This is a genomic window from Thermogutta sp. (genome assembly GCF_039793925.1).
GTDB lineage: Bacteria > Planctomycetota > Planctomycetia > Pirellulales > Thermoguttaceae > Thermogutta.
This window is the reverse complement of sequence record NZ_JBAMME010000295.1, coordinates 59,631-71,835: the sequence shown is the minus strand read 5'-3', so window position 1 is coordinate 71,835 and position 12,205 is coordinate 59,631. Positions and strand designations below refer to the sequence as shown.

The following is a 12,205-nucleotide window of genomic DNA, read 5'->3' as shown; positions in this document are numbered from 1 at the left end:
TCATTCTTTTCGGAGTTGCCCAAGGGCTCGCAGGAAGAACAGGCCGTCGGCAAGGTACCGGGGAGTGAGACGGCGGGGATCGCACAGAATTCGGTAGGCCCATTCCAAACCGATGCGCTGGAGAAATCGCGGTGCACGACGAATGCGTCCCGCAGCAAAATCCAGAGCGGCCCCCACCTGAACGGCCACTGGAACACCCAGTGCATCAATGTGCGAAGCCAACCAGCGTTCTCCCTTCGGCTGGCCGAAGGCAGCAAAAAGGATTTGGGCTCCGCTGCGTCTGATCCGACGAATCAATTCCGCCTCGCAGGCCGGTTCCAGCGTATCGAGCATCGGGGCTGCCGTCCCCGCGATGACTAGTCGTGGGAACTTTTCCACCAGTTTTCGTGCCGCTGTTTCGGCGACTCCCGGAGCCCCACCCAAAAGGAAGACAGGATAACCGCGGGAGGCCGCCAGTTCGGAAAGATCCCAAACAAGGTCCGCTCCCGTCACCCGTTCAGGCAGGGGACGTCCCAGCCAGCGCGCAGCCCAGAGGAGAGGCATTCCATCGGCGACGATAAAAGCAGCCTTCTTGTTGATCTCCTTCAAATCGGCCAGTTGCGCCGTCAGTCGGGCGTAATGGAGATTGGCGGTGATGAAAAACGAGGGTTGACCTCGCTGGACAAGCCAATCCACAAACTCCAGGACCTGGCTCTTTGTCCACGGCGAAATGGGTAACCCCAAGACTTCCACGGGGTCAGGCAAAGCCGGTTTTTCTGGCAGTGCTGGAACGCGCGCCCCGGGGGGGAGTGGAAATGGGACCTCAGAATTGGTGCTCTCGATTTCCCAGGGTTTAAGGACCAGGTCCGATTCAAAGCGGGGAAAATTGGCTGGGGATAGGGGGATAACGGCCATCGCTTTCCACCGTAGCTGGGCGGTTGAAAAAGGACGGATCATTTTTGGGAAGATCTTCTGACTGCCCAGAAAATGTGGCATACGGAAAAGAAATGGCAGCGCAAAAAAAACGGAAGAACTCGCTTCCGCTCCGTTTAGACCAGTGGTACGGTCGGCAAATTTATACCAACCCATTTTTCACGGCCCAGACGGCCGCCTGCGTCCGATCCGTGACGCCGATCTTTTTCAAAATATGTTGGACGTGCTCCTTGACGGTTTCATAGCTGATTTTGAGGGCGTAAGCGATCTCTTTATTGGTCATTCCCCGGGCAAGATGGCGCAGCACCTCGCTTTCCCGCTGGGTCAGCGGGATGTCGATATTTGCCTGCGTCCGTGGCGTAGCCAGTCCCCCCGCCACCCGCCGAAGTTCCTCCCGAGTCCAAATGTTTTCCCCGCGGGCGGCTGCCCGAATGGCCTCCAGGAGCTCGTCGCGCGTGCAACTCTTGAGGAGGTACCCTTGGGCCCCAAATGCTATGGCTCGAGCGACGTAGCTGGGATTGTCAAACGTGGAAAGGATCAGAACCGGCAGGTTGGGTTTTTCCAGCTTGATTCGACCAAGGGCATTGAGGCCGTCGCCGCGGGGCATTCGCACGTCGAGGATGGCAACGTCCACATCATAGCTGAGAAGGAAGTCGACCGCCTCTTCGCCCGTCCCCGCTTCCCCGACGACCTCGATCTCCGTTCCCTGAAACATGGCGCGAAGACCCACCCTCACCATCTCATGGTCATCAGCGATGAACACACGAATTTTTCTGGGTTCAAGTTGCGCCTCGCTCATGGCAATACATCTCCCAGCTTACATCCCCTCGAATCAACGCCCCACCAACACGTTTGGCCCCGACGCTTTTCCCCCTCAAAATGACGGTCGCACCACCACCACGATAATCTTACCAGCTTGGCTCCGAGTGCGGTAGTGCCACACCACCAACTTGGGGAATTTGGGAGCCAGGAGTGTAGAAACAAAGACGTGCCAGGAGGAGCATCGTGCGGTGACAATCACGGCCTGAACGCCACGGCGAGGTGGTTGGCGGTGGACATGGGTCGTTGGCAAGGGTGGGCCTCATGCCCTTTCAGGCCGTCGCATGGTCCGGATTGTGATGCGATTGGCGATGCGCGAAGTGACGCCGGAACATGCCGTACAGGACGATCAAGCCGATAAGGACCGGTATCCACCATTTGCCAGACCCATAAATAATCCAGTAAGAGAAAAGTTTGAGACACTCGCTGGTGACCATGAAGAAGCCATCAGCGGACTGCCACCATCGGTGGAGGTCATAGCGCTCTGACGGAACCCCGATAAACCCGACCCGATCGGCCATCGGCCCCAGTAAGAGGTGCACACTCCAGGCAGTCCGACGGGTGTGGACTGCGTCTGTGACAATAATCACCCGAACCGAGGGGGAGGCGGTGAGTAAATCCCGCAAGGAAACGACCTCATGAAAAGTTGCCGCATGGTCCCCCCGCAGGAGTATGATTCGGTCTTCCGGTACCCCCAGGCGTATCAAAAGAGCTTTTGTGAGTTCGTGCTCCGGTGGCATGAGGGGGCGAACCTTGGAGGGGATAGATCTGATTTCCGAGATGAGAATCCGATCGACCCAACCTTTTCGATATAATACCGCCGCCAGAACAGGCCGGCTTTCCAAACCTCCCCCCATGACCATAGCATAGTCGGCACGTCGGAGGGGGCCGCTGACATCCAGCCAACTTGCCAGGTGGGGAAGCCACCATTGGTGTGCGGCGGCCAAACCACCGATGGCCACAACCACCAGAACGGCTACCCACCGACGTCTCATGGTGTGGATTTTCCTCTGGGCCGTGGACATTCTGGTATCAATTTATCAAAATCTTCGAGCGTCAAAGGGCGCGGAGCTACCACCGGCCGGGGTGCTACGACGGAATAAATAAGGTACAGATAGCCCACCATGGCCCCTTTGATGCCTGCCCGGCAACGCCACCAGTTTGCCGCAGAGAATTGGGGATGGGGCACCCCAACGAGGGTCACGCGGTGATAAATGTCGTCGCCCATGGCGGATCGAAGAACCAGCGAAGTGCTTCTTCCGCCAAATTCTTCCACAAAAAAAACAGCATACGAATCGGGATGCCGCTGCAAGTAGTCCGCCACCGCCTGTGCTTCATACCACAGTCCAATTTGATCGGATTTGAGTTCGATCACCCGCTCAGGAGGAATACCGTAATCCTTGAGGGCTGACCGCAGGACCTCCACCATCGGCGGGATGACGCCCAATTCCACCAGTCGGCTCGGCCATCCTTCTGTAAAAAGAACAACGGCTTCCGGATTCTGGTGGAAAATGTCGGCTGCTTGAGGAATCGCGTCTTCCGTAGACAGGGAGTGCCCATCCGAACTGCGGATCCATATAACATCGACCGCATGGGGAGGGCAAACCGAAGGTGCTAGGAGTGGATAAACGAGGAGCGGAAGCCACAGGCGGTGGACAATCAGCCCGAAGACGAAGATCAGGGTCGCCGCAACAAGCAGATGGCGTCGCCAGCGAGAACGGCGAACAGTTCGCTCCGGCGAAATGGATGCACGTGCGCCCGCCAGGGCGACGGTACGGCTGGCGATCTCAGAGTTGTGGGGCGATTCCATCACTACCTTACCCGAAAGGCCAATGCGCCGAACGGGGCTGACGATTCCCGCGGTTCATAGCCCCATTGTATCTCAATCACTGTTTGGACGAGCAAGGAGCCGGGTCAAAGCTTACGGGCACCACCAGGGGTCGTCGCAGCAGTCGGGGTTTCCGGGCGGACAACTGGCCGGATCGCACGTTCCGCAAACGTTGATTGCTTCTACGGCCTGAGAGAGATCGTTTAGCTCGCTGAGCAAAGCATTCCGCACGGCTGCCAGCCCCCCGATTATCCCGATCACAAGGAGCGAAATGAGAAGAATCCACTCGAAGCTCAGCACGCCACGACGAGATGAGCACCGGCGACGCGATGAAAAGAGGCGATTCATAGACTATTTTCTCCTCAGCGCAAAAATCGGCCAGAACCAGCAGCGATTGGGGATTGGAACCTACAGACGTTGCTAACCTCGTACACCAGACAAGCACGCGGCGTGCCGAAACGACGCCGACTTCAAAAAACCTGCCGAGGCGACCTGAAAAGGAAGAGGACTTCGCAAAAGAAGCGCTGGAATGTTGCTTGAACGAAACATGTCTCCGATGGCGTGTTGCCCAACAGGAACAACCGGGCTGGCGACGGTGATTTCACCGCACCCGCAGTCGAAAGCGGTTTGAATGTCGTTTGGTCAGCCCTTCTTTCGCCGTCGGGAAAGCACTCCTGTCCCGAATACCATTGCACTGCCGACGATGGAAGCGAGAGCGACCATAGTCCCCGGCTCGGGCACGACCGTCACAACCCCGTCAGCATCGTGCGAAAACGGGGCGAACCGGTATCGTACGTGGTTTTTTGCTTCCACGTGGTTGTAGGCGTCAAAATGCACATTAACACCGTGAGCGCTGGAGCCATCGGAAAAAGTGATAGCTACCTCGTAAACGTTGATTTGACCGGTCTTCGACCCTGGAGGGGGTATATTGTTGATGAAATCGCCAATGGGCGAATCCGAAAGCGTGAAGTCTCCCAGAAGCCACTCCTGCCATACGACACCCTCACCATAAATCCCGTGGGCAGGCAGGGGAGACCCATCTCCCAGGACCGGCTGAGTACCCTCAGCGCCGTACTGAAGAAAGGTCGGAGGGGGTGGGGTCGAAGGATCGGTGAATCCAAAAAGACCACCTGTGGTGGTCGGAGTGATGGTCACAGCAAGATCGACGCCGTTAGCCCGGTAAATGGACGAGTAAGCCATGGAAAGACGCACCTCCTCAATAGGTCCCTTGGAGGTGTCGCCGATGATCCACAAGCGAAACGGTTCTCCGGCTGACGAACCCGGCGGTGCCAGGTACCAACTTTGTGTCGCTGTGTCGTAGAGCCCACCTTCCAAATAAATCTGAAGAGTTGGTTCCGCGAGGACCCGGCCGTTTCCAACCCAGCCAGCTAATGCCAATATGCTACCGAACAACGTATTTAAGCAAAATCCACGGTTGCCGAACATATTTTGCTCTCCCACAGGAAACGAACTTAAACGCCCCCTCGACATTTGAAACCACGCTACCGATGCGTGGCTTCCGACCGTCAACCGACTGCCGTGTTTGTCTTCACTCCCGGATGACGGCTGTTGCAGCTAACGATTGCAGTATACTCTGATGGGATCAAAGGACAATAACCAGATAGAGGGGATTCCATTAGCGGAGACTTGTGTAAGAGCGGTCGAGGAAATCCATGAGCGAGCTTCCATCGATGCCATTTGATGCCAACTTAACACGGAGCACAACAACACGATGCTCGTATTGCTCCGGCTTCCTATTTCTCCGGCATCTTGTCACCGGTTGGCGGCGTTTCGCGCCCGCATCGCCTCGTGCAAATTGCGCGGAAAAAGTTTTCCCGGTGGAATTGGCTCGCACCATCGGCCCGTCAGGTCGGTGGGGGATGGCAAAACGGGCACAGCCTGAGCCGCGTCAGCCACATCCAGTCCCACAAGATTAATGGAGTCGATTCCCAAGCTGGCAGGCCAGCGAACAGGCCTCTGGGTCCGAATGCACCAGAAGGTCTCACCTCCGGCCGTGTGATTGCCCCGCGTGTCTCCCCCGCTCGACGCAAACAGTCGGCTTCCAATTCCCGCATCGATATCAGTGAAGAGATTTTCGTATGGGGCCCAGCGATGGTGATCGAAACACAGATCGACGCCACGTCCGGAGCAAAACACACACCCGACGGAGCTTTGAACAGTCAAGTCATGAATGAATCGGGTATCGATCTGAAAATCGCGACAAAGGCAGTCTGAGGCTCGACCAAACGTGATGCCGTGATGGCCCGTGTAATTGCCGGATTGCGACCTACGTTCGGGATCGGCCTCCAATCGGATTCTCTCCAGAGTACAGAAGTATCCTGAGACGAACGGCCCGTTATCGGCATTGCGAATCACCAGGTCTTTTAACCAGCAGTGGGCTGCAAATCGCGTGATTTCGACGGGGTTCAGACCCACCTCTCTAAAATGTCCGGCGTATTGACGTACAGGAAAATCAAAGGTGAACCCTTCCACTCCCACATCTGTCAAAGGTGGAGCAAATCGCTCCACGGTTGGTCTCCATTCCGCGCGGACGTCAAAACGCAACGGCCGATTCAGGACCACCGTGTTTCCTTCACATCTGACAACGCGGAAGACCTGTTCCACATACCAGTTTTTCAGACCCGAGATGTCACCAGGTTGTCCACGATAAAGATAATGAAGGAGTGATTTGGCATCGTCATCCCGAAGTGTCAACAGAATTTCATCGCCCGGCCCGAAAAAATTTTTTTCCAGCGTGAGGCTTGTATCACCTCGCTTTTGGGGTTTCGCAACTTTTGTAACGTCTATGGGTTTGGTTGGCGAGCCGCCGATAGAAATAAGCCCGCCCGCCCAGGACCAATTGGTGGTGGGCTGATTGCCATCGGTCTTGGCAGGGCGGGGATCAATTTCTACCCCGGGTTTTGTGAACACGATAACTGTCTGATCCGGCCCTGCCCCTTGCAGTACAGTGTTTGAAATGCGGATATAAAGAATGTCGCGCAGAACATATTTTCCTGGCGGCACGAAGACGATCTTGCCCTTTCCGGCTTGAATCGCTCGCTGAAAGGCCGCAGTGTCGTCGGTTTGTCCATCGCCCTTAGCCCCGAAATCTTTAACCGAGACGCGTTGCTGCGGCATCCGGTAGGATTCTGTACCCCACCGGTATCCTGCCCAACCGAAATCTGGAAGTCGGCTGCGTGGCGACCAGAGCTCTCCGTTTTTGCCCCAAAGTTTGGAGAGCTGGCGCGGCTCTTCCGTTTTTCCCGAAGGCGGTGGAGCCAGGATCAGTGTTACGAGCAAGCACAGACTCCACGATTGTCCAACGGATGGCCGGGAATCTCGGATTGACCGACGAACTGTAAGGTTTCTCAGCCGTTGCATGGAATTTCTCGGTAGGACAATTCGGCAATCGTGGCAAACTCGGCTCGATAACTTCGATTTTTCCCTCAATGAAACCAGTCAATAAGATAGTTTGCCCTACCGCGGAGAACCAGTCCCGTATAGCTGGCAAAACAGTTCAGTTGCAATCGCTGCTTTCCCTGCCGTTCGCAGGCCGGACCGGCTGCTTGACAGTCACAAATCGCGCAACTACACTGAAGTGCGTCGATGATTAAAAAACCCGCCTCAGTTTCCCGCCTCAATTCCCCGGGCTTGTCCTAAGTGGGTTCTTCGATCAGGGAGAGGACGCTTCCGCGGGGGTTCGTGGCAGCGCAGGATTGAGGTTCCTTGGTTTGCCTGCCGCATCTGTTTGTTTTCGTTTAAATCCGCTTCCAGATGGAGGTTTTTTATGGGTTTTGGGTCGTTTCGTGACACAAAGTGCGCTCGCCCGGCGTTCACACTCGTGGAATTGCTTGTAGTGATCGCCATTATTGGAATCTTGATTGCCCTTTTGTTACCGGCGGTACAGGCCGCTCGGGAGGCTGCACGACGCACACAGTGCGTGAACAACCTCAAGCAGCTCGCGCTGGCCATGCAAAATTATCATGATGTGTACAACCGGTTTCCGGCCCGGCAGGCAGGTTCGGGAGATCAAAATTCCAGCAGCGGCACGACGCATCGGGGCCGTTTGAGTGGTTGGGCCGCTGTGACTCCGTTTATTGAGCAGCAGGCGCTGTATGACCAGATTTATGCAATCCCCAACCAGGCGCCATGGAATGGTACGACCTGGTACAACACGGTGATTCCGGCGCTCAATTGCCCGAGTGATCCGACCAATGTCACGCCAACTGGAACCGCCCGAGGTACGTTGAGCTATTGCATGAATGGCGGTGATTCGCCTATCGATAGCTTCAACGCACCGCCCACAAGTTCGCAAAATCGTGGTGTGTTCCATGTTTTTAACTGGTCATCGATGGCGGACATTACCGATGGAACCAGCAACACGGCGCTTCTTTCCGAGCGTGTTCGCCCAAAGACTCAGAATTCCTTCGGAAACGTCGTGGGCCTGGCGCTCGGGACGAATCCGCTGACCTGTCGGGCGGCCTATGATCCAGCACAAAAGAAATACGTGACCGGAAGCTTTACGACCGATACAGCGCCGGGATTCCGATGGGCAGACGGTGCCGCATGGTTCGCGGGCTTTACCACGATTCTCCCGCCCAATTCAGCTTCTTGTGCCAACGCAGCCAACCACTGGGAACGGGGAATTTACACTCCCAGCAGTCGGCATCCTGGCGGTGTCAACGTGGCATTCGGTGATGGATCTGTGCGGTTCGTCACTGAAACAGTGGACACCGGTAACCTGGGGACCGACTTTCCGTCACCAACTGCCGGTGGCATGAGCCCTTACGGCGTTTGGGGTGCGCTGGGAACCAAAGGCGGCGGAGAACCGAGCTCGGAGTTGTAATCGCCTGATTATTTAAATAGCTCGCCAGTTCGCAGCCAACTAGTTGAACGATGTGGGCGGCTGTCCGATGGGCTTTGCCCACCTCGATTTTCCTAGATCATCCGGGCCGATTGTGCGGCTCTGAGAGAGCTGCCGAAGCGCCAACCGATAGCTCTCCTCAAGCTGTGTCGTGTGGCGGGATGGCGCACCTCTTCGTCCGGCCTGTTGCAGCAGGCCGGCATTGCATTTTTGAACTTGCTCCAGGAGAAACATTGCGGGGAGTTATACGGACACGCTTACCTGTCAGAAGGAGCCGAAGCACAGGAGAACGGTATGTTGCTGACCACGCGTGCTGGTGTATGGTCCCTTGGAAAAACGCTGGTTGTCGGTTTTATTTTCGTTTTATTGATCTCCCTGGGAGGCTGTGGCGGTGCCAAGCGATCTGTACCAGGCCGACCGAAAACCGTGCCCGTTAAGGTGACCGTCAAGTATAAAGGGCAGCCCGTGGCCGAAGCGAATGTCCAGTTGCTGCCCGCATCTGGCGGACATGCCGCCACCGGACTGACCGATGCTCAAGGCGTTGCCAGGCTCACCACATTCGAAAAGAACGACGGTGTTGTTCCAGGCAGCTATCGGGTAACTATTCGGAAGTCGGTCTTGGTGCAAGGCGGCAGCACCGATCCCGACGCGCCACCTGTTCCCGCGAAATATCGTGAGGAGCTCCCCGCGAAATATGCATCGCCGGAAACCTCGGGCCTGACGGCCGAAGTCACCGAGTCCACCACTGAGTTCACTTTTGATTTGCCGGACTAAAAGAGCCTGGTCCCGTCGAAAGATGGGGCGCTTTGAACTTGGCGCATTTGCCCGGCTATCGCACGATTTCGGGTGGTGTGGAAATCATAGCCCCTCTTTCGTCCACCACGTCCACGTAATAAGCAGTCAATTGCTCGGGGGGCAGTTCCGCCACCACGCAATCGCGCTCTAGTTTGGCGGGGATCGATGTCCACTGGCGGTCCTGCCACCGTCCGCCATCGATGGTGTAGTTAAGATGCGCTTGTTTCAAAGGAAGCGAAGATGTCACCTCGCACCAGACAGTCTGGTTTTCGCGGTGCAGGGGCGATAACCTGGGCAACGGTTGGCCTCCCTTGAGGAGACTATCGGCAAAAAGGCCGATCTCTGGCGGTGCCCAACCATCGGGATGACTGTGTTTCATGCGGACCTCAATGCGAATGAACTTCTCTCCCGGCACGAGGTCGTATGATTTTCGATAGCTATCGAGCGGGTAAGCAAAATCGTTTGTGCCATTGAGAAAGAAAATGGGGCAACGCACGCGACCAAGATATTGGGATGGATCAAAAAACTGGATCCATCGTTCACGTTGCTCCGGTGGCATTTTTTCAAATCGAGGAAGCCACACACTGTTTTCGTGAAGAAATCCGCAACCGTAAACGGGAATGGCCAGTCGAAAACGGTTATCCACGCCGGCAACGATGCACGTGAGATAGCCGCCCCAACTGATCCCGGTGACCCCGATGCGCTGCGCATCGATTTGCGGCAGGCTCCGCAAGAGCGAATGCGCCCGAATGACCGCCGCCACCGCATGGTACGTCCACATATCGGTAACCGAATCCTCGTCGAAAGATCGGAATTTGGACTCGTCGGATTGATCAGGGCCACCGTCCGGCAAACGCTGGTGGTGCGGTCCACAACCGGCCAGGTCCATGGAGATCGCCGCGTATCCTCGTTCCGCCCAGAGCCGGACCCATTCCTGAAACGCGGTCCCACCGCCTCCGTGAACACACACCATCGCAGGAAAAGGGCCGGCTCCCGGTGGCTGAGCATACACGGCGTACACACGTGTGGGGCGCCCCTGGTATGGTTCTCCCTGATAGTAGAGTTCGCGGACCCCGTCTTTTTCCTCACTCCACTCCACACGCGGCGGCTGAAAAAGGACATCCGTATCCCACGGACCGATCTTCTCAGCCCGCAGGTTCGCCCCGGAAAGCACCGCCAAAACAAAGGCGCCTGCAACGGCTGGGGCAAACAATCGTCTACCTCCACGCCCTGCGTGTGTCATAACAGGCCTCCTTTTTTGAGGTTTCAGTGAAATCTGCCACGCAAGCCAACACGTGCGGTCGGCCGGAGTTTAGAGGATAGCCTGCTACTCTACGGCGGGCAACTCGGCGAGGGCCTGGTCGATTTGTCCCTGGGGCAGCTCGTAGTCTTCCAGTTCTCCGGCGAGATAGCGCTCGTAAGCGCCCAGGTCACAAATTCCGTGGCCGCTCAGATTGAAGAGAATGCACTTCTCTTCGCCGGTTTCCTTGCATTTTAGCGCCTCGATGATCGCCGCCCGAACGGCGTGCGATGTCTCCGGAGCTGGAATAATTCCCTCGGTCGTGGCAAAGAGCCTTGCGGCCTCGAAGCATTCCCGCTGATGGAGCGCCACGGCCTCCACCAGGCCCAGCTTGACGGCGAAGCTCACCATCGGCGCCATCCCGTGATATCGTAGTCCACCCGCATGGATACCCGCCGGCACGAAGCTGTGTCCCAGCGTGTGCATTTTGAGCAGCGGCGTGAGCATCGAGGTATCGCCGAAATCGTAGCGATACACTCCCCGAGTGAGCGATGGACAGGCTTTCGGCTCTGCCGCCACGAACCGCATTTCTTTCCCCGCGAGTTTGTGGCGGAGGAACGGGAAAGCCAGCCCCGCAAAATTGCTTCCGCCGCCAACGCAGCCGATGACAACGTCCGGCCAATCGCCGAACTCTTTCATCTGTTTTTCGGCCTCAAGACCGATGACGGTCTGATGGAGCATCACATGGTTGAGAACGCTCCCCAGTGTGTAGTTGGTGTCGTCATTCTTGAGAGCCACCTCTACCGCTTCACTAATGGCGATTCCGAGGCTTCCGGGACAGTTCGGATCGCTGGCAAGGATCTTGCGACCACATTCCGTTTCTTCAGAGGGACTTGGCGTTACGTTGCCTCCCCATAACTGCATCATCACACGTCGGTACGGCTTCTGCTGGTAGCTCACTTTCACCATGTAGACCTTACACTCCAGCCCAAAAAAGGAGCAGGCAAACGCTAAAGAAGAACCCCACTGGCCGGCACCGGTCTCCGTCGATAGGCGGCGGATTCCCTGAATCTTGTTGTAGTACGCCTGGGCAACCGCCGTGTTGGGCTTGTGACTTCCCGGCGGGCTGTGACTTTCGTCTTTGAAATAGATCCGGGCGGGGGTTTTGAGTGCTTTTTCCAGATTGCGAGCGCGAACAAGCGGCGTAGGACGCCACAGGGCATACACCCGGCGCACTTCGTCGGGAATCCCAATCCAGCGTTCCTGACTGACTTCCTGACGAATCAACTCCTTCGCGAAAATGCGTTCCAAAGCGGCAGGATCCAGCGGTTCCTTGGTCAGCGGGTGAATCGGCGGTGGGAGCGGCTCGGGCAAATCGGCCAGGAGATTGTACCACTCTGCAGGCAATTCGCTTTCCGGCAGGAGAGACCGTTTCAGCTCCATAAATCCTCCCTTCAGCAAATTCGTGTTGATAATTCACACCACCCCGGCCCAGGCACCAGGGGCATGCAAGGCCATTCATGTCCAGGCGAGCACCGTTGAAAACCTTATTTATACCATGATGCTTCCGGGATTTCCGGTGGCAAATGAAAATTTTTCCGGTAGGTCTGGCCCGCCTGTCTAGCCAGTTGACTGCCTATCGTTGCAAATGGAGCGATCCTCATCCCTGCGCAAACCGCGTTTTCTCGCGATGTCATCGGACCCAAGGCTAGCCAGTTCCGTTTGACCCACTTTATGGCAGTGTGGC

At 56.6% G+C, this 12,205-nt stretch carries 12 protein-coding genes; 2 read left to right on the top strand and 10 right to left on the bottom strand.

The genetic code is table 11. From position 1 onward, the window contains the following. The 8 genes from ABJK56_RS15830 to ABJK56_RS15795 all read right to left on the bottom strand — a co-directional run bounded on the left by ABJK56_RS15830 (position 1) and on the right by ABJK56_RS15795 (position 6,859). Positions 1–936: a WecB/TagA/CpsF family glycosyltransferase gene (locus ABJK56_RS15830; RefSeq protein ID WP_347245643.1), complete on the bottom strand. Its 936-nt coding sequence runs from the start codon at positions 934–936 to the stop codon at positions 1–3. Positions 937–1,054: 118 nt separating this feature from the next. Then, entirely contained in the window at positions 1,055–1,711 is a 657-nt protein-coding gene (locus ABJK56_RS15825) for a response regulator transcription factor (RefSeq protein ID WP_347245642.1), read from the bottom strand. A 75-nt stretch (positions 1,712–1,786) separates the two neighbouring features. Then, a complete protein-coding gene (locus tag ABJK56_RS15820; protein WP_347245641.1) occupies positions 1,787–1,984 on the bottom strand; it encodes a hypothetical protein in 198 nt (65 codons plus the stop codon). 19 nt (positions 1,985–2,003) lie between these two features. Further along, entirely contained in the window at positions 2,004–2,726 is a 723-nt protein-coding gene (locus tag ABJK56_RS15815) for a YdcF family protein (RefSeq protein WP_347245640.1), read from the bottom strand. After that, positions 2,723–3,541 (bottom strand): hypothetical protein, encoded by an 819-nt coding sequence (locus tag ABJK56_RS15810; protein ID WP_347245639.1) that lies wholly within the window; start codon positions 3,539–3,541, stop codon positions 2,723–2,725. Before ABJK56_RS15810 ends, ABJK56_RS15815 begins: the two co-directional genes overlap by 4 nt. Positions 3,542–3,652: 111 nt before the next feature. Further along, entirely contained in the window at positions 3,653–3,907 is a 255-nt protein-coding gene (locus ABJK56_RS15805; RefSeq protein ID WP_347245638.1) for a hypothetical protein, read from the bottom strand. Positions 3,908–4,201: 294 nt separating this feature from the next. Next, the gene (locus ABJK56_RS15800) at positions 4,202–5,005 is read right to left on the bottom strand and encodes a choice-of-anchor N protein (RefSeq protein ID WP_347245637.1); all 804 of its coding nucleotides are present in this window, start codon (positions 5,003–5,005) and stop codon (positions 4,202–4,204) included. 327 nt (positions 5,006–5,332) lie between these two features. Beyond that, a complete protein-coding gene (locus ABJK56_RS15795) occupies positions 5,333–6,859 on the bottom strand; it encodes a glycosyl hydrolase family 28-related protein (protein WP_347245636.1) in 1,527 nt (508 codons plus the stop codon). 487 nt (positions 6,860–7,346) lie between these two features. Between ABJK56_RS15795 and ABJK56_RS15790 the strand changes: the two genes are divergently transcribed. Beyond that, positions 7,347–8,405 carry a DUF1559 domain-containing protein gene (locus ABJK56_RS15790; RefSeq protein ID WP_347245635.1) on the top strand — a complete coding sequence of 353 codons (1,059 nt, stop codon included), beginning with the start codon at positions 7,347–7,349 and terminating at the stop codon, positions 8,403–8,405. A gap of 312 nt (positions 8,406–8,717) precedes the next feature. Further along, positions 8,718–9,197, top strand: a complete 480-nt coding sequence (locus ABJK56_RS15785) for a carboxypeptidase-like regulatory domain-containing protein (RefSeq protein WP_347245634.1) — start codon at positions 8,718–8,720, stop codon at positions 9,195–9,197. Positions 9,198–9,252: 55 nt separating this feature from the next. Here the strand turns inward: ABJK56_RS15785 and ABJK56_RS15780 are convergent, their stop codons facing one another. After that, positions 9,253–10,461: an acetylxylan esterase gene (locus tag ABJK56_RS15780; protein WP_347245633.1), complete on the bottom strand. Its 1,209-nt coding sequence runs from the start codon at positions 10,459–10,461 to the stop codon at positions 9,253–9,255. An 84-nt stretch (positions 10,462–10,545) separates the two neighbouring features. Next, positions 10,546–11,901, bottom strand: a complete 1,356-nt coding sequence (locus tag ABJK56_RS15775; RefSeq protein WP_347245632.1) for a TrpB-like pyridoxal phosphate-dependent enzyme — start codon at positions 11,899–11,901, stop codon at positions 10,546–10,548. Positions 11,902–12,205 lie beyond the last annotated feature (304 nt).